Source organism: Novosphingobium sp. TK46, assembly GCF_055361525.1.
This window is the reverse complement of the sequence record NZ_CM143963.1, coordinates 3,769,120-3,786,309: the sequence shown is the minus strand read 5'-3', so window position 1 is coordinate 3,786,309 and position 17,190 is coordinate 3,769,120. Positions and strand designations below refer to the sequence as shown.

Annotated in this window: 14 protein-coding genes and 1 pseudogene; 10 read left to right on the top strand and 5 right to left on the bottom strand. The window is 62.0% G+C overall.

Features of this window, described 5'->3' with window-relative positions; all coding sequences use genetic code 11:
- Window positions 1-33: 33 nt before the first annotated feature.
- Complete coding sequence (locus tag ACXJ1Z_RS18020) at window positions 34-1,290, bottom strand: MFS transporter (protein ID WP_463778565.1); 1,257 nt, start codon at window positions 1,288-1,290, stop codon at window positions 34-36.
- Between the two features lie 266 nt (window positions 1,291-1,556).
- On the opposite strand from ACXJ1Z_RS18020, the gene ACXJ1Z_RS18015 reads away from it, so the two are divergent.
- The 3 genes from ACXJ1Z_RS18015 (at window position 1,557) to ACXJ1Z_RS18005 (ending at window position 7,963) form a co-directional block, all read left to right on the top strand.
- A complete protein-coding gene (locus ACXJ1Z_RS18015; RefSeq protein ID WP_463778563.1) occupies window positions 1,557-3,698 on the top strand; it encodes a hypothetical protein in 2,142 nt (713 codons plus the stop codon).
- 228 nt (window positions 3,699-3,926) lie between these two features.
- On the top strand, window positions 3,927-6,749 hold the full coding sequence (locus ACXJ1Z_RS18010; RefSeq protein WP_463778562.1) for a TonB-dependent receptor domain-containing protein: 2,823 nt from the start codon (window positions 3,927-3,929) through the stop codon (window positions 6,747-6,749).
- Window positions 6,750-7,225: 476 nt separating this feature from the next.
- Entirely contained in the window at window positions 7,226-7,963 is a 738-nt protein-coding gene (locus tag ACXJ1Z_RS18005; protein ID WP_463778560.1) for a FadR/GntR family transcriptional regulator, read from the top strand.
- 335 nt (window positions 7,964-8,298) lie between these two features.
- Here ACXJ1Z_RS18005 and ACXJ1Z_RS18000 read toward each other — a convergent pair whose 3' ends face one another.
- Window positions 8,299-9,324, bottom strand: coding sequence for an IS110 family RNA-guided transposase (locus ACXJ1Z_RS18000; protein ID WP_463778559.1), 1,026 nt, complete (start codon window positions 9,322-9,324; stop codon window positions 8,299-8,301).
- Window positions 9,325-9,880: 556 nt separating this feature from the next.
- On the opposite strand from ACXJ1Z_RS18000, the gene ACXJ1Z_RS17995 reads away from it, so the two are divergent.
- The gene (locus ACXJ1Z_RS17995; RefSeq protein ID WP_463778557.1) at window positions 9,881-10,102 is read left to right on the top strand and encodes an OsmC family protein; all 222 of its coding nucleotides are present in this window, start codon (window positions 9,881-9,883) and stop codon (window positions 10,100-10,102) included.
- A gap of 208 nt (window positions 10,103-10,310) precedes the next feature.
- Here ACXJ1Z_RS17995 and ACXJ1Z_RS17990 read toward each other — a convergent pair whose 3' ends face one another.
- Window positions 10,311-10,670 (bottom strand): hypothetical protein, encoded by a 360-nt coding sequence (locus ACXJ1Z_RS17990; RefSeq protein ID WP_463781294.1) that lies wholly within the window; start codon window positions 10,668-10,670, stop codon window positions 10,311-10,313.
- Here ACXJ1Z_RS17990 and ACXJ1Z_RS17985 point away from each other — a divergent pair.
- From ACXJ1Z_RS17985 to ACXJ1Z_RS17970, 4 genes are all read left to right on the top strand, one after another.
- Entirely contained in the window at window positions 10,581-10,799 is a 219-nt protein-coding gene (locus tag ACXJ1Z_RS17985; protein WP_463781292.1) for a transposase domain-containing protein, read from the top strand. The two genes, ACXJ1Z_RS17990 and ACXJ1Z_RS17985, sit on opposite strands and share 90 nt — an antisense overlap.
- Window positions 10,763-11,017, top strand: coding sequence for a M48 family metalloprotease (locus tag ACXJ1Z_RS17980; protein ID WP_463778555.1), 255 nt, complete (start codon window positions 10,763-10,765; stop codon window positions 11,015-11,017). The genes ACXJ1Z_RS17985 and ACXJ1Z_RS17980 overlap by 37 nt, the downstream gene beginning before the upstream one ends.
- A gap of 567 nt (window positions 11,018-11,584) precedes the next feature.
- Window positions 11,585-12,640 carry an alpha/beta hydrolase gene (locus tag ACXJ1Z_RS17975; protein ID WP_463778554.1) on the top strand — a complete coding sequence of 352 codons (1,056 nt, stop codon included), beginning with the start codon at window positions 11,585-11,587 and terminating at the stop codon, window positions 12,638-12,640.
- 627 nt (window positions 12,641-13,267) lie between these two features.
- A complete protein-coding gene (locus ACXJ1Z_RS17970; protein WP_463778552.1) occupies window positions 13,268-14,611 on the top strand; it encodes a chloride channel protein in 1,344 nt (447 codons plus the stop codon).
- A 23-nt stretch (window positions 14,612-14,634) separates the two neighbouring features.
- On the opposite strand, the gene ACXJ1Z_RS17965 is transcribed toward ACXJ1Z_RS17970, so the two are convergent.
- On the bottom strand, window positions 14,635-14,781 hold the full coding sequence (locus ACXJ1Z_RS17965) for an AraC family transcriptional regulator N-terminal domain-containing protein (RefSeq protein WP_463781291.1): 147 nt from the start codon (window positions 14,779-14,781) through the stop codon (window positions 14,635-14,637).
- Between the two features lie 212 nt (window positions 14,782-14,993).
- Here ACXJ1Z_RS17965 and ACXJ1Z_RS17960 point away from each other — a divergent pair.
- Together ACXJ1Z_RS17960 and ACXJ1Z_RS17955 are read left to right on the top strand one after the other, a co-directional pair.
- Window positions 14,994-15,719 (top strand): annotated as a pseudogene (locus tag ACXJ1Z_RS17960) (SDR family oxidoreductase).
- 141 nt (window positions 15,720-15,860) lie between these two features.
- The gene (locus tag ACXJ1Z_RS17955; RefSeq protein WP_463778550.1) at window positions 15,861-16,067 is read left to right on the top strand and encodes a TOBE domain-containing protein; all 207 of its coding nucleotides are present in this window, start codon (window positions 15,861-15,863) and stop codon (window positions 16,065-16,067) included.
- Window positions 16,068-16,403: 336 nt separating this feature from the next.
- Here ACXJ1Z_RS17955 and ACXJ1Z_RS17950 read toward each other — a convergent pair whose 3' ends face one another.
- Window positions 16,404-17,168, bottom strand: a complete 765-nt coding sequence (locus tag ACXJ1Z_RS17950) for an SDR family NAD(P)-dependent oxidoreductase (protein ID WP_463778549.1) — start codon at window positions 17,166-17,168, stop codon at window positions 16,404-16,406.
- Window positions 17,169-17,190: the final 22 nt, after the last annotated feature.

Below are 17,190 nucleotides of genomic sequence, written 5' to 3'. Positions count from 1 at the left end.
GGTGGGGGCGCAGTACGGGGCCGCGCAGCGAGATCATGCGGGGGTCCCGACCGGTGCGTCGTCCCAATCCGGGTACGCGCCGAGGCTGAACACGATCGCGCCGCTGACGAGCGAGATCGCGACGCCGACGAGCAGGAGATGGCTGTAGCTGCCGGTCGCGTCATAGGCGGCGCCTGCGGCCAACGGTCCGATCATCGAGGCTAGCGAGATCATGCTGGTCATGAAGCCGAAGATCGTGCCGTAGTTGCGCATCCCGGCGTAGCGCGCGGTGAGATAGCTGCACAGCTGCATCTTGGTGCCCGCCGCATAGCCGCTGATGACGATGCCGACGATGACGAGGCCGGTCGAGGCATAAGGTTCCAGGAACAGCGGCCAGGCGATCGCGGTGGAGGCCAGCGTCAGACCACCGACCCAGCGGACGTGGAAGCGGTCGACCAGGCTGCCCGTCACCAGCTTGCCCGCCACCCCGGCCACGCCCGACAGGCTGACGAGCCATGCGGCGCGCTCGCGGCTGATCCCGGCGTCGATCAGAATGGGGAACTGGTGGACGACAACCGCGATCGTCGCGGTGAGGACCAGGAAGGTGGAGATGGCAATCTTCCACAATGACGGGTCGCGCCAAGCCCGGCGAATGGTCAGCCCGGGCAGCATCTCCTTGGTCGACGGCGATGTCGTATCGCCGTTAGTCTTGCGCGGATTGGCCGAGCGCAGGAACAACAGAGAGGCCACAAAGGCGACGCCGCCCCAACCCAATCCGACGATGACGAACGTCATGCGCCAGCCCTGCGATGCGATCAGGGCATTGCAGAGCGGCGGCGCCAGGATCTGTGCGAGCGCGGTGCCCGACATCGTGACGCCGAGGGCAAGTCCACGGCTTGCCTTGAACACCGAGGCGACGGCGGTCGACCACAAGGTCGACTGGATGAACAGCGCCAGCATGCCCCACACCAGCCATAGCGCGATCCACTGCCCAAACGATCCAGAGGCTGTCGAAAAGGCGGCAACGGCGATGGCGTTCAAAGCGAGCCCGGGTAGAGCCAGGCGCCGCACGCCCCAGCGGTCAATGGCAGCGCCGACGAAGGGCGAAAGGAGGATGGCGATGCCGGCGCTGAGCGCCAGGCCTGCCGACAACTGTGTCCGATCCCAACCGAACTCGCGCTCCAACGGGCCCATGAAGACGCCTGCCGCCGGCGTCAGGAAGGAGACGAACGAAAAGCCCAGGCACGCCGCCAGCACCAATGGCCAATGCGCCGCCCACTCCGCTTTGCTGCTGGCTCTTGTGCCGGTCACACTCTCCACCCTCTTATTGATCTTGTTGCCTGCTTGGTAGATCGCAGATCCACGACGGTCTAGTTAAAAGGTTACTCAATAGGCCACTGCCGATGCTGACGGAGCGCAAAGCCCTCCACTCGGTCAATCACGTTTTGCTGCATCTGCCATAATGAAGAATGGTCTCTGGCATTAGTAGACTGACGCGAAACCTTTGCTTGCATCCGGATAGAGCGCGCTCAATAAGGCAACATTATCCGCCGGAGAGCGGCCATGGGGAGATGCGAATGATGGCGAAGAACCGGACGATGCTGCGCACCGCATCCATCTTGACCAGTGTGCTTGGCCTTTCACTTGTTACGACCTTCGTGCTGGCAAGCGCCGCCCCGGTCGGTGCGTCCGCCCCATCCCAAGCATCCGCTCAAGACCCGCTGTTCACGCAGCCCTACATCGATGTCGACGAATGGCGCGATACACCCGTCCGCCACCGCTATGTGCACGGCGGCTTTCGCGGAACAGATACACGGTTCTCATTCTATCTGCCGCCAAAGGAGATCTACCAGGGACGCTTCTTCCAGCACCTTACGCCATCGCCGGACAACGAGTACCTGGCGCAGCACCTCCCGCTCGGCGAGGAGAACAAAATCGGCTTTGCAATCGCCAGTGGCGGCTACTTCATCGAGACCAACGGCGGCGGGGCCAGTGTCTCGGGCTATGGCAGCGCCGACCCGACGATCGGCGCCTTTCGCGCCAACGCCGCGGCAGCGACCTACTCGCGCGCGGTTGCCTTGGCGATGTACGGTGGCAAGCGCCCTTACGGCTATGCCTTCGGTGGCAGCGGCGGCGCCTATCGTACGATCGGATCGTTCGAGAACACCCGCGGCGTCTGGGACGGCGCGGTCCCCTACGTGCTGGGCTCGTTCATGGCGATTCCGAACGGCTTTACGGTTCGCATGCACGCCATGCGGATCCTGCGCGATAAGTTCCCGCAGATCGTCGATGCGGTCGAGCCCGGCGGTAGCGGTGATCCGTATGCCGGGCTGACCGACGAGCAGGCGGCCGCCTTGCACGAAGTGACCCGCATGGGCTTCCCGATCCAGTCGTGGTTCGGTTGGCGCACCATGGGCATCCATGGTTTCGCGGCTCTGTATGGCGGCATGCTGCAGGCCGATCCGACTTACTTCACAGACTTCTGGACCAAGCCCGGTTACCTTGGCTTCGATCATCCCGAGAGCTTTGCCGGCCAGCGCATGCAGCACGTTTCGCGGATCACGAAAGTGATCCACGCCAAGGAGGCGGCGGCGCTGGGTCTCAACACTAGCGTGGTCAACGGTACCGTAAACGGTGGTGTCGATAATGCCTTCGGTGCGTTGCAGGGTTCCGGTGGGGATCGCGTCGTCGCATATCGCTTGGCCGCCGCGCCGCCGGCCATGCAGTTCCTCGGCGGCGACCTGTTCGCCCAGTCCGGGAAGGCGATCGGCAAGCGGCTGACGCTCAACCGGGTCGCCGGTGACGTGGTCATCCTCGGCGTGGCGGATCAGGCACTGGCCGCGCAGTTCGCGGTGGGCGATGAAGTGCGTGCCGACAATTCCAATTTCCTCGCCGCACAGACCTACCATCGCCACCAGGTGCCGCCCGGCACAGAGTTTCCTGAGTGGGATCAGTTTCGCGGTAGGGACGGCAAGCCGCTCTATCCGCAACGACCGATGCTCTTGGGCCCGATCTTCACCAAGGCGACCGCCGGCTCGCTGCTCGACGCCAATTTCGACGGCAAGATGATACTGCTGGAATCCTTGTGGGATCGCGAGGCGTTCCCCTGGCAGGGCGACTGGTATCGCAAGCGCGTCCAAGCTCGTTTCGGCGCGCAGGCCGACCAGCACTTCCGCCTGTGGTACGTCGACCATGCGCTCCATGGGGATATGACGAAGCAGGAAGACCCTACTCACACAGTCAGCTATCTGGGTGTCTTGCAGCAAGCGCTGCGCGATCTTGTGACTTGGGTGGAGCAGGGCACGCCACCTCCTGCCACGACCGCCTACACCATCGACGATGGGCAAGTACGCGTCGCGGACAAGGCTTCATCTCGCAAAGGCCTGCAGCCGGTCGTCACATTGTCTGCAGGCGCGGGACGACGCGTCAAAGTGAGGGCAGGTATGCCGGTTCGCTTGAACGGTCGGATCGAAACGCCTCCAGGTGGTGGCAAAGTCGTTGCAGCCGACTGGGACTTTGACGGAAGCGGCCAGTTCACGAAGCACTCTCAGGTGCGTCCGGGCCAAAGCGCAATTTCAGTCTCGATTGATCACGCCTTTGATGCGCCCGGCACCTACTTCGCTGTGCTGCGCGCTACGACGCAGCGCGAGAGTGCTCGTGGATCCCCTTATGCGCATCTGCAGAACCTCGATCGCACTCGCATCGAGGTGGTCAAGTAGTGCCGGCTTGCACCAGTAACGCCAAAGCGCCATAAAGGTCCCGCTTTAGGCATTACTATGCCTCATATGGCCTAGACTCGGCCATAAAGATCACTTAATAGATCAAGTCGTGAGAGCACGTAGCCGGGCAAATCTGCCAGGATGCACTCTGCTCCGCCAACGAACAGCCGACGCGACCGCCCATCATGAATGGGTAGCGGACGGATAAACGAAGAAGGGGAGACTGAAATGCGTTTGATTAAAGAGCGTTCGACCTGGCGTTGGACCATGAGTGCGGCAGCCATCGCGTTGATTCCAGGGGCGGCCTTTGCACAAGCGCAATCGGCCAGCGACAATGACGGAACGCCGCCGGTTCTTACACCCAACCAGACGGCCGAGAGTGACGTTGCGGGCGACCAGGCCACCAGCGAGCCCATCGTCGTCACCGGAACCCTGATCCGCGGCATTGCGCCGGCGGGTAACAACGTCATCGGCGTTACCGAACAGCAGATCGCCGCCAGCGGCGCGGTCAGCACCGCTCAGATTCTCAGCACGATCCCACAGGTCGGCAACGCCTTCAACGCCTTGCCGGCTGGCGTTTCGCCCCAGGCCGGCGCGAACGCTAGCAACCCGATCAACCGCCCCAATCTGCGCAACCTGCCAGGCGCGAACACCAGCGGCGGCGCTCAGACTCTCGTGCTGTTCGACGGGCACCGCGTCGTCGGAGCCGGCATCCAACAGATAGCTGTCGATCCCGATATCCTGGCACCGGGCGTGATCGGCCGGGTCGAGGCGCTCACCGATGGCGGTTCGGCAGTCTATGGTTCGGACGCGATCGGCGGCGTCCTGAACTTCATCACCCGTGACCGCTTCGATGGCCTGCAAACCACGGCACGCTACGGTTTTGGCGATGACTTCAAGTCCTTCGACGCCAGCGCAATTGCGGGCAAGGACTGGGGCACCGGCGGGCTCTACGTTGCCTACGGCTACTCGCATCACGACAGCATCTACGGCCGCGACCGCGACTGGGTAGAGCAGATCAATTGGGATACCGGAGTTCCTACTGGCCGTAATTGCGCCAACCCGAACGTTACTGTGGGAACAACGTCCTACGTGACTTCGGGCGCGGGGATCGCACCTGGCGGACCGGTGACTTGCGATTTCTCGGATGCCGCTGCGATCTATCCCGAGAGCACGCTGCACAACGTCTACGCGCGCCTGACGCAGGACCTGTCCGACACCGTCCACTTCAACATGACGGCGCTCTACGCCAATCGCGCGATCCGTGCGACCGGCGCTTCGCTTGGCACCGGCGGGCTTGCTACCGGCGCTGCCGGCACGGCTCGGCTGTGCCCAACCACCCTGGTGGTAGCTGGCTGCATTCGCAGCACCAACTATCGCAGCCCGGTCGGCACACAGGCTGGTCAGCCTGAAACGGTGACTTTCGACTACACGCCGCTTTACGGCATCGGCTCGACGACGCAGCGCACCGATCTCGAGACCTGGAGCGTGGCTCCAGAGTTGTCCGTCGAGCTCGGCTCGGATTGGCAGGTCCGTGCTCTGTTCAGCTACGGCCGAGCAGACACGTCCTATCGCAACGCCCAGATCAGCGCCTCGGCACAAGCCGCAGCTTTGAATGCCGGCACGCTCAACCCGTTCGATGTTGGCGCTACCAGTCCCGCCGTGGCTGCGACTTTGCTGCGGTATGACCGTGGTATCGGCATCAACGAACTGTACGACTATCGCGCAATTGCTGATGGTCCCTTGTTCAACCTGCCAGGCGGAGCGATCCGCGCCGCAGTCGGCTACGAGCACATGGAAGATAACTTCAAGCGCCGTACCACCAACGCGACGACCTACCTCCTTCAGAACCCCACCAAGTATTCGCAAAAGGTGGACTCGGTCTTCGGAGAATTGCAGATCCCATTGGTCAGCAGCGACAACTCGGCTTCCTTCCTGACCGCATTGTCGCTCTCGGCCTCGGCGCGTTACGACAAGTACAACGACTTCGGCGACACCTTCAATCCCAAGTTCGGCATCACGGCCAAGCCGGTCGACTGGTTCACGCTGCGCGGCACCTGGGGCAAGTCCTTCAACGCACCAACCCCGGTGGACAACCTTGGCGTTCTTGCATCGGCCGTTGCAACCGTGCCCGCAGCGTTCCTGCGTACCCCCGCCGGCGTGACCGCCGGACCCGGCGAAATTGGCTTGTTCGTTTCCGGAACTTCGCCTGATATTGCGCCACAGAAAGCGACAAACTGGTCCATCGGCGCCGAGATCGAGCCGCCCTTCGTCAATGGCCTGACCTTGAGCGCGAGCTACTACAATATCGACCTGAGCGGTACGATCGGCCGTCCGGTCACAGGTGCTGACCTCACCGATTACTACGCAAACTTCCCGCAGCTTTACAGCGTACGTCCAACCGGTCAGCAGCTGGCTGCGTACATTACCCAGTTCAATCCAGCGAACTTCAACTTCACGGTCGCTAATCCTAACTCGACGGCTCAGGCGTTGATCACCAGTGGCGGAACCACTTCTCCGGTGCTCGTAACGCTGGACACTCGTTCGCGCAACCTCGGTAGAACCAAGCTGGATGGCCTCGACTTCGCTGCCAACTATGTGCTCGACGCGCCATTCGGCTCGTTTGATGCCACGGTTTCGGGTAACTACCGGATCAGCCAGAAGACGCGTACCACGCCTACGTCGCTGATATCGAATGACTTGGCCATTAACACGCCACGGTTCCGCATTCAGGGTACCGTTGGTACCACACTGGGCGGTTTTCGGGGACAAGTCACTTGGAACCACACTGCCGGCTACAAGCGCGGGACGCCCGAATTTGGCCAGGACCGCGTCAGTTCGTTCGACAGCTTCAACCTTTACCTGAGCTATGACGTCAAGTCTGACGCCAAGATCCTGAAGGACATCTCCTTCTCGGCCAACGTCCAGAACATTCTCGACCGCGATACGCCGCAGTTCCGGAGCGCCAGCACGCCGGGGTACGACACTTCGCTCGGCACGGCCTTCTCGATCGGACGTGTGATCCAGCTAGGCGTAAGTAAGAAGTTTTAAAAACAGGTGGTTCTCCGGCCAGTCAAGATGGTTCTTTCGACTGGCCGGACAGCATGCACCACCATGACAGCAATCCCGAGGATTCCGACGCGCCATCGGTTGGCTTTCGATAGCCAGACGGGGCTTAGCCTCCCGCAAATCGATCATGTAGCTTTGGCCGCACAGTTAGAGTGCAGCGTGATGCAGAATAATTGCAACGCTCGATAACTACATCCACGAGGCCTGCTGTGAGCGGCTCCTGCCAGGTACCGGGGAGTTGCCATTGGCATCGTAGATGGACGCTCTGCCTTCCGGCACACAGATCGGCTTGTGATACCCAATCGCGTGAGCGCATCTGGCAGCGCAAGTTTGACGACTTCATTGGTCAGGCTTTCGCGCTAAGTGCCGCAATGTGTCCGGCAGACAGCGATAGCTAGAAGGCTCGCGGCATTCACTGCGGGCTGGACGCGCGCCGACATAGTTGCTTGAGGTTTAGCATGGACAATCGCACCCGCAGCCGAACACTCCTCGAAGTTGCCGCAGAGCGGCTGCGCACCATCGTTTTGGACGCTGAGGATGGTGCGCTAATCGGTAGCGAGGACGCGCTCGTAGAGAAACTGGGCTGTTCGCGCAGCACCGTTAGGCAAGTGGCGCGTTTGCTCGAGCGCGAGGGTTTGCTGCGGGTCAGGCGCGGTATCAACGGAGGGTACTTCGGTACACGTCCTGATGCTGGCACTATCGAGACGGCCGTGAGCGCCTACCTCGAGACGTTGCCGATGGAAGCCAGCGATATCACCGCGCTAGCCTCGGCACTTTGGGTCGAGGCTGTAAGGAAGGCGGCAGCACGGAAGCCTGACGAGATCAAGCCGGTACTCGCCAAATTGCGCATGCAGGTTAGCGAAATAAAGCCCGATGCAACATTTGATACGATAAGAACGCTGGAGCTAGAAACGCATGAGGCGATCTTCGCCTTGGCTGGCAGTGCTTATATCAAGCTGATCTTCGATATAAACACAGCATTCTCCAGGCGGCGTTTTTCCGAGCCAACGACTGATGATGCAAGTTCGGAGCATACATTGTTCGTACAGAAGTGGAAGGCAACCCGCTTACTCGAACTCGAAGCCATCGAGCTGCGCGACAGGGTTCTGGCGGTGAGCGCGGCTCAGGTAAGTCGGCGCGTGTGGCATGACCGACTAAAAAGTCGTTTTACGACGCTCGTGGACGACGGCAGCTAATGCGCCGTACCGACGCAAGATCCCCACTGATAAGTTTGAAAAAGACCGATTTTCGGGATGAACGAGTGGCCGTGTGTGGACGCCCCGCCGGATACAAGGGGGTGTTGAAGAGTTTTGTTCGCGCAGGTTCAGGTGCTTCCGTGTGTCCGGCCTGATTGATGCAGCCATCATCACGGCTGCAGGCCTGTATGGAGATCGCGGATCGGGTCCATGACGCTTTCGCGCGCTCGAAGCGCTTGGCCACTCTCTGGTTTTCCCGACCCCGTCTTCTGACCGTTGCGCCATACCTCCCTACTGACCTTCCTTGCGTCCCTGACGCCTCAAGCCTTGGCGGGTTACACTGCCGCGGCCGGAGCTCTGTAGGACCCGCCATGCGCCATCAGCGCCCAGACGATCCTAGCCATCTTGTTGGCGAGTGCGACGGTGACGAGCATGCGCGGCTTGCGCGTCAACATGCCGGCCAGCCATGCGCTAGCTTTATCGGGGTTACGTGCAGCGACCTTGGTCGCTGAGCTTGCGCCCAGGATCAGCAGCCGTCTCAAGCTGCGCTCGCCCATTTTCGTGGTGCGCCCGAGCCGCTCCTTGCCGCCGCTGGAGTGCTGCCTTGGGACGAGCCCGAGCAAGGCTGCAAAGTCACGCCCCCGCTTGAAGGTGTTAGCAGCCGGCGCAAGCGCAACCAACGCCGTTGCCACCACAGGGCCAACACCTGGAATAGTCATCAGCCGCTTGGCGACGGGATCAACCTTTGCGCGAGTGGCGATCTCACGATCGAGAAGAGCGATCTGCGATTGCAGCGCCTGAAAGCTGTCCGCCATGATCACGAGCACCGGCCGTGCTTCATCCGGGATGTCGGATGCAGGATCTCGGACCAGTTCGACCAGCTTGCTAACGTGGCCCACGCCTTGGCGCACGATGTAGCCGAACTTGGTAAGATGCCCGCGCAAGGCGTTTATCAGCTGCGTGCGCTGGCGAACGAGCAGATCACGGGTACGAAAGACTACCGCTGAAGCCTGGGCCTGCGCGCTCTTGCCTTGCACGAACCGCATCGTTGGGCGCTGAGCTGCCTCACAGATCGCTTCCGCATCAGCCATGTCGTTCTTCTGGCGTTTCACAAACGGCTTCACGTACGCCGGTGGGATGAGCCGTGTGTCATGACCCAAGCCTCCGATCTCACGCGCCCAATAATGAGCGCTTGCACATGCCTCCATCGCAACAATGCATTGCGGCAAGGACGCGAAGAAGGGCAGGACCTGGTCTCGGCGCAGCTTCTTGCGAAACACAACAGATCCATTCGGTCTTGAGCCGTGAACCTGAAAAACCGACTTGGCCAAGTCGATGCCGACTATGCTAACCTCATCCATGGACGCCTCCAACAGTGGTGTTTCAACACCTCCACTATGGCACATCAAGGCCGTCAGGGGGCGTCCACCCCAACGCTTTCGGAAACCTGACTTCAATCGCTGAGTGGCCGAAGGTGGGGCCCGACTGGCATGTCCGGAATTGGTGAAGCAAGCTGCTGTGGCGGAGGTGAGTAAGCGAAGAGAACGGGCAGGGAAGGGCGCCTGTCGCCCGCAAATGCGACATTCCGAGGCTTTCTCAGATATCTCGATAGCGGACTCTCATTCATCTTGCTGGTCCACGATGACAAAAGGTTAGGATTGGGATATTTCTGCCGTTCACCTGCGACGTGGTGAATGGCATTCTTATCGAATGCCAACGTTCAGTGTTTCCTCCTCTGGTCTAACGTGCCAACTGAGATTAGCCGTGATCCTGCCTGTCCGATCCCGACTTCAAGGTCGAATCAAGCTACCATTCGAAATTCTGATGCAGGACGGGGTAAATCCTGAAGCCGGCATCATGTGCCCCACCTCAATCTTCGTGCTCTAGCTCCCTGTCTTGGCGTTACTTGGTGCCCTGATGCGGCGCGACGGCCGCGCCCGAACGGAGGACGGCAAGCTTGATCTGCAACTCTCCTCGCCGAAGAAACTCGGCGGGCCGGGTGGCGACGGCACCAACACGGAACAACTGTTCGCGCTCGGTTCGCTCATCCGCGCGCGGCATGATCGGCGGCAAGCCGCTGATCGAGATCGGCGTGCCCAGGAGAGCGGGTGTACCAGCGCCGCCGAAAGCCCGCGCTGACCAGGGCCCTGCCAGGCAAGCACCCGAGCTTGGACCCCGGCAAGTGGCATCGCAAAGCCGAAGCTTGAACGGCAGCGCGCCGATCCTTTTGCCGGGCTCAAGCTGGATGCCAGCAGCCTGGGGACGCCTGCGGCACGCGATCAGCTTGATACAGCCGTCGAACGCTACGGCCGCGCCGCTCGCGACGTGCTGGCGATGAAGGCCAAGGCTACCGGTGCTCGCGCATCAGGCGCACGCCATGACCAAGGTGGCTGACGATCTCGATGCCGTACGCGAGCACGGCGTGCGCGATCTCTATGCCGCTACCGAAGCGGATCTGCCCGAGGACATTGACGCGCTCCGCGCGCTGGTCCTCGATCAGTCCCGAATGCTTGCCGAAGCACGCGCTTCCAAGGATGCTCGACTGGCTGAACTGGCCTTGGCCAAAGGCGAGGCCGACGCCGAGATCGAGCGGCTCCAGGCGATCATCGATGCCTTCATGCGCCATCGTTTCGGCACCCGTTCCGAGCAACTCGATCCCGACCAGCTCCAGCTTGGACTGGAGGATGTTGACACGGCACTGGGGCAAGCGCGCGCGGTCCGCGATGTAGTCTCACAGACTGCTCGCGGCGATAAGTCGCGCAAGACCAACCGCGGCTCGCTCCCTGCTCATCTGGCGGAGTGCGCAGCATCGCCAGTTCCGAGCTTGGAGGGCTGATCCAGAACGTGGTCAGCGCTCAGTACTCACAGGGAGCCGAAACCGCGTCCGACGATTATGCGCTGACCTTCATGACCGCTAAGGGTTACCCGCAACAGGCATGCCCCGCTGCAATGGATAAACTGGCGGCATTGGGCGGCGGCGGCGGCATCGGGCTGCTGAGAACGCACCCTGATCCAGCTCAGCGGGCCAAGCGGATGCGCGCAAAAATCAAGTGACCGACTGCGTAATCGTTGATGTTTTAGCCGAGGGGATCCTGCACAGCACGGGAAAAGGCCGAGGACAAAGCCCTTTGCATGATTATCTCTGCCATCCCGGGTGACCGCGGTTGCCTCCCCATCTAGTCACCTTGGCGCCCTGGTTTCGACCGGGGCGCCATTCCTTGCGCCTTCAGAAGCTCGACCATTCGCCGGCGCGTTGATGCCGTCCAACGCCGGCCCGGCGTCGAACAGCGCAGTGACGGTCTGCCGGCTGCAAAATGCCTGAGAACAGCAACATCTGGTCCCTCGGCGCGGTCTTCGCGGCCATTGTAGGGGGGGGGGTCGGCCATGAAGAGGCCGGCATAAGCCAGCGGGCGCTGGGAAGGACCGCATAAACGGATTGCTGAGGCAGTTCATCCTGCGGGCTCGCGATCCATCGGCGCAGGAGCGTGAGGAATGGTTGCACCAATGCGTCGGCATGGTCGTTGCCTCGGGCCTGCAATGGTCGCTAGACTGGCGAAATGACATGCGGTCGCACCCGATGACCGTGGAAAAAACGACTGCGTTGGGGAGGTTTAGAACGCCATGAAGATTTGGAAACTCGTGAGTTGTCTGACGATGCTGGCTCTGGCGCGGTCCGCCGCTCGCGCCAGTCAGCCTCGGGCCGGCGCGGACGGCGCCGATGCTGATGCTGCGCCTTTCGTCAAAGCGGACGTGCAGGCCTACCTCGATCACCTGAAGGCCAGCCCCAGGCCGCAGCTCGACCGCAAGATGCTGGAGATGATCCGCCGCCTTCCGCCTGAAAAGATGATATCGACCGACGATCTGCCGGTGGGCGATATGGCGACCATCACCGACGTGAGCGTGCCCGGACCCGGTGGCGCGCTGCGGACGCGGATGTACGATCCGCTCGCAAGTCGCAAACGCGGGCCGGTCGTCGTGTTCTTCCATGGCGGCGCCTATGTCGTCGGTGGAATCGAGACCCATGCGGGCTTCGCTGCGGAGATGGCGCGACAGCTGGACCTGCCGGTGATCTCGGTCGAGTATCGGCTGGCCCCCGAGGATCCGTGGCCCGCCGCGGTGGACGACGGCGAGGCGGCGGCGCGCTGGATCGCACGGAATGGCAAGGCGTTCGGCCGGGAATTCACCGGCATGATCATCAGCGGTGACAGCGCCGGAGGCAACCTGACGCTCGTTACGACGCTGGCCTTGCGCGACAAGCCGGCCGCGTTGCCGGTAATCATGCAACTGCCGATCTATCCCGCCACTGACAGCACCAGGTCCTATCCATCGCGCAAGCGCTTCGGCAACGGCTTTGCTCTGGATATCGATCCGGGCAGCGAAGACCTCTACGCGGCCGATCCCAAGAGCGTGCGTGCGTCGCCCTTGCTCGCGAACCTCGCCGGTCTTCCGCCCACGGTGCTCGTGACCGCATCCCTCGATCCACTTCGCGATGAAGGACGTGCCTTTGCGGCCAAGCTCATCGCCGCCGGCGTGCCGACGATCTTCTACGAGGCGAAAGGGACGATCCATGGTTTCGCGACCTATCGCAAGGCGATTCCATCCGCCCAGGTCGACACGACGCAGTTCCTGCAGTTCGCCGCAACGATGCTAAAGCAGATCACCGATGCAGGGGATTGAGGGTCCGAGCTGCCGTAAGGCCTCATCCCGGTCGTTCATCTCGCCGAGTTGCGGACAATCCGGCTAAAGTACCTCAGCCAACGCTGCCTTGTGGGCAAAGCGAATTGTAGTGGCATGATGGAAGTGGAGCATCCCTGGTCCTCTTGCCTATGAACGTGGCTTGACGGCCAGGCTGGTCGCCCATCGCAATCATGATGCCGGGTCAGCGGCGGGCAGCAAAATGTTCTACGCAAAAGCGACCTTCGGTAAGTCAACGCTCACAGATGCTGTACCCTGGCCGTAGCCTTTTTTTTGATCAAGGTTGCGGTGAACTGGGCCGGCTGCGATAAAGCCTTGGGGTGTCCGTCTTGCGATAGCATGGGCGGGCAGGTTTCTAACGTCGGTTGGGCCGCCAGCGGCAAACCGCTCGGCTAAAGGTAGCATCTTGACCCGCGACCCTGCGCATTCCAGCGCCATCCGCCGATTTCCAGAAGCACGATCGTTAGCCGGGATCGTGCTGATGGCGGTCGCCCTCGGGGCGTTGGTCGCGTCGATGAAGCAAGGCAAAGGCACATTTGGGCAGCGAATAGGCGCCATAGCGAGCGGGTTTGTCTGCCTCGTGGCGGTTGGCGCATCTGCGGACGTCTGATGGTCAAATTTCCTGAACAAGCGCGCGATCTCTTGCGCGAGCATGGCCCCACCGCGCCAGTGTGGCGACGGCGGGTCGCCATCCTAGGTGGAGCGGTGTTGATCGGGCTGGTCGCCCTGCTGTTCGCCCATGCTGCAGATTGGGCAGGTGCGCAGTTCGTATCACTGGTGGCGCGCTGGTGGTGGGCGCCGCTTGTCATCACGCCGTTGGGCTATGCCGCCATTGCCGGCCTCACGATCCGGTTGGCCCCGGCAGCCCGAGGATCGGGTATCCCGCAGGTGATGGCCGCGACCCATGACCCCGATCACGCGATGTCCAAGCTCGTCTCGGCAAGGACGGTTGTCGTGAAACTTGTGCTGACGGTCGGGACGCTGCTCGTCGGTGCTTCGACCGGGCGTGAAGGGCCTACGGTTCAAGTTGCGGCATCGATCATGGGGTATGCCCATAGGCTGATGGCCATTCCGCTGCGGGCGTCCGTGTTCATTGCCGGCGGCGCCGCCGGTGTTGCGGGGGCATTCAATACGCCGCTTGCAGGGGTGGCTTTCGCGATCGAGGAACTGGCCGCGGCCTACGAGCAGCGCATGACGTTGCTGGTGATGACGGCGGTGCTGATCGCCGGCATGACCAGCCTCGGGCTGTCAGGCGACTACGTCTATTTTGGGGTTATGCGGCAGACGCTCTCGATCCGGGAGACGATGCTGGCGGCGCCGGTTGCCGGCGTCCTCGGCGGGCTGATGGGCGCGTTCTTCTCACGCGCGGTGCTGGCTACGGGGCGGACGCGCTGGACGCCGGTCGCAAGCTTGCGCGCGCGTCCGGTTCTGTTCGCCGGATCGCTCGGAATGGTGGTTGCGGTCATCGGTGTAGCGAGCGGGCTGACTTGGGGCACCGGCTATGACGCGGCGCGCGGCATCATCACCGGTGCGGATGTGCCGCACTGGTTCGGTATTGCCAAGCTGGTGACGACCTTGGCGACCGCGGTATCGGGCATGCCAGGCGGCATCTTTGCCCCGTCGCTCGCAGTTGGCGCGGGTGTCGGCGACATGCTGCGCTGGCTTTTTCCGACCTATCCCAGCGGTGCGATCGTGCTGCTCGGCATGGTCGCATATTTCACCGGCGTCGTTCGCGCGCCGCTGACGGCGGTTATCATCATCTCGGAGACAACCGCCAGTCGCGGGCTGATGATGCCGCTGCTCGCTTCCGCGCTGATCGCGGACGTCGTGGCACAGGCGGTCTCCAAGGAGCGGCTGTACCATGTCCTCTCGCAGGGGTTCCTGCCGCCGGAGCATACGCATGAACTGCCGCGCGACGCCGACGCGGAGCCGATGCCGCCGGGCCAGCGCTGAGCATACCCATACTGGGCGCGCCTTCAGCGCCACCACTTAAGGACTCTATCGGGTTCCTTTGTCCAACCTTGCGCGATCAGGCAAACCGATGCCTCGTAGACAGCGGGCAAGGGTGCGCTTGGCGCATCCGCACGGAACAGCGATAGACAGGGCAGCGCAGTCGCAACCATGCCCGTTGAAGGGAGGTGACTTGCGATTGATTCAGCGAGGTAGGCGGCATTTCGCATGCCGCTATTCTGACCCGTTGCATCGGTAAATGGCAAGATGCCGACGTCGAACTTCATAGCATCGGGCAAGCCTGCCGGACGATGGGCCTAACGTCTCCACATCGCACCGTTCCATATTGCCGTTTCTCCTGAAACTCGAGCAGTGAAGACGACACATGCCTACTATCGACCAGACCATCCTCATCATCGGCGCGTCCAGCGGCATCGGTGAGGCCGCCGTGCGCGAGCTTGCCGGAACCGGAGCCCGGCTGTTCATAGGCGCCCGCCGAACCGAGCGACTCAAGGCGCTTGCGGAGGAACGCGGCGACAACGTCGCGTGGCTTGCGCTCGACGTGACGGATGCGAACAACTTCCAGGCCTTTGCAGCAGATGCCGCAGTCGAGCGGTTTGGCCGGATCGATGCGCTGGTCAACAATGCCGGCGTTATGCCGCTGTCCGCGCTGGCGGCGGTGAAGCTGGACGAATGGAACCGCATGATCGACGTAAACGTGCGTGGCGTGTTGCATGGCATCGCCGCCGTGCTCCCGCGCTTCGTGGCGCAAGGATCAGGGCATGTCATCAACGCGGCCTCGGTCGCGGCTTACGCGGTCATGCCAACGGCTGCGGTATACTGCGCCACCAAGCATGCCGTGAAGGTCATTACCGAGGGGATGCAGCAGGAGCATGATGAGGTGCGCTCCACTCTGATCTAACCCGGCGTTGTGGCGACCGAACTGGGCCACGACATTAGCGTGCCCGAAATTGCGGACGGCCTTCGCACCTGGCGCAAGAAGTCGCTGACGCCGTACGCGATCGCTCGCGCTATCCGGTACGCGCTCGAACAGCACGACGGCGTCGACGTCAACGAGATCATCGTCCGCCCCACCGCCGCCGACGTGTAAGCTTGGCATGATCGGCCCCGATATGCCTCTGCAGCCGTCACCATCTGCCGAGCGCTGATCTTCAGTAAGCCGGAGCTCGATCATTGATGCAGCTCGAGTGAGTCGCTAATCGAAGACCTCGTCAAAGCAAAGGATAGGCAGATGAAGATCAGCGCGCGCAACCAGCTTAAGGGTACGATCACGGCGATTACCGGGGGCGCCGTCAACGGTACCGTCAAGGTGGACGTCGGTGGCGACAATGTCATCACCTCGAGCATCACCGAGGAGGCTATCGCTGATCTCGGCTTGGCTGTCGGCAATACTGTCACCGTGTTGATCAAGGCCAGCGACGTCTTGATCGGCAAGTAGCAACCTCCCCCTGGACGTCTCCCAGTGAGAGGTCGGGGGGTAGGGGTACGGTCCCAGCCGTGGTCCTTCGCCTGGCTCGATACGGGACAGGCCTGGGCTATTCTGTCGTGGCGCTGCTTACGCGCTCCATGCCTCGCTTCCGCTTTGTCAGGCATAGATGCCGCCGCATGATCACGTCCACATTGCCATAACGGAAGGCCGAGACACCCGAACTGCAACCCCCGTCATGAGATTACGCATTCTGGCATCGTCATTGTCCCAATTGGGGTAGTCGAGGTCAACAACGTCGACATCGCAGGGGGCCCGGAAAAAACGCGGCCTTATACGTATCCGACATCAAATGGGCTTTTCCTCGATCGATCCCTTGAGGCTTGCTGCCATGGCATTTAGCGCATCGCGTCGCGGCATTGCGAGCAAGCCGTCGAACTGCTTGCGGTAGTAGTCGCTGCTGATAAACGTGGGGCCATTGCCAAGGTTGTCGAGCGTCAAGCTTGCGACATCTTCGGCGCTCATCACGTTTTGCAACTTGGATAAATCCATGCCGGACCGCGCCGCAGCTTCGGATTCAGTAGCACCAGGGCACAACGTGAGGACATCGATGTCCTCGCCTTGCAATTCACCCCAGAGCGCCTCGCCAAGCGACTTTACCAGTGCTTTCGTGGCCGCGTACGCAGCCGAGTAGGGGCAGCCGATCAGCCCCTCGACGGAACTGACGAGGACGATACCGCCTTTTCCGCGTTTCCTCATCCGTGGAATGAAGCCGTGTGTCAGCTGAAGCGGCGCCTGGCAGTTGACCATCAGCATTTCAGTCATCTGGCCGGGATCGTTGTGGGCATGATCCCCTTTCATGCCAAAGCCGGCGTTACTGATCACGAGACCGACATCAAGGTCGGCAGTCGCTTCGAGAATACCAGCCGCGGCATCGACCTGAGCCAGATCGGCCGTCAGCGAAAGCACCGTGATCCCGTGCGTCCGCTCCAGGCGTTCCTTGAGCGCGGCTAGGCGATCAGAGCGCCGCGCGACCAGAACCAAGTTCAAGCCAGCGGCGGCGAGCTGTTCCGCAAAGGCCGCCCCTATTCCTGATGAGGCGCCGGTGACCATGGCGACCGGTCCGTACTTCTCC

Coding starts and splice junctions, on each gene's coding strand:
- ACXJ1Z_RS18015 (WP_463778563.1), top strand. CDS start 1,557: ATGATGGCGAAGAACCGGACGATGCTGCGCACCGCATCCATCTTGACC.
- ACXJ1Z_RS18010 (WP_463778562.1), top strand. CDS start 3,927: ATGCGTTTGATTAAAGAGCGTTCGACCTGGCGTTGGACCATGAGTGCG.
- ACXJ1Z_RS18005 (WP_463778560.1), top strand. CDS start 7,226: ATGGACAATCGCACCCGCAGCCGAACACTCCTCGAAGTTGCCGCAGAG.
- ACXJ1Z_RS18000 (WP_463778559.1), bottom strand. CDS start 9,324: ATGGATGAGGTTAGCATAGTCGGCATCGACTTGGCCAAGTCGGTTTTT.
- ACXJ1Z_RS17995 (WP_463778557.1), top strand. CDS start 9,881: ATGCGGCGCGACGGCCGCGCCCGAACGGAGGACGGCAAGCTTGATCTG.
- ACXJ1Z_RS17985 (WP_463781292.1), top strand. CDS start 10,581: ATGCGCCATCGTTTCGGCACCCGTTCCGAGCAACTCGATCCCGACCAG.
- ACXJ1Z_RS17975 (WP_463778554.1), top strand. CDS start 11,585: ATGAAGATTTGGAAACTCGTGAGTTGTCTGACGATGCTGGCTCTGGCG.
- ACXJ1Z_RS17970 (WP_463778552.1), top strand. CDS start 13,268: ATGGTCAAATTTCCTGAACAAGCGCGCGATCTCTTGCGCGAGCATGGC.
- ACXJ1Z_RS17965 (WP_463781291.1), bottom strand. CDS start 14,781: ATGGTTGCGACTGCGCTGCCCTGTCTATCGCTGTTCCGTGCGGATGCG.
- ACXJ1Z_RS17955 (WP_463778550.1), top strand. CDS start 15,861: ATGAAGATCAGCGCGCGCAACCAGCTTAAGGGTACGATCACGGCGATT.
- ACXJ1Z_RS17950 (WP_463778549.1), bottom strand. CDS start 17,168: ATGGTCACCGGCGCCTCATCAGGAATAGGGGCGGCCTTTGCGGAACAG.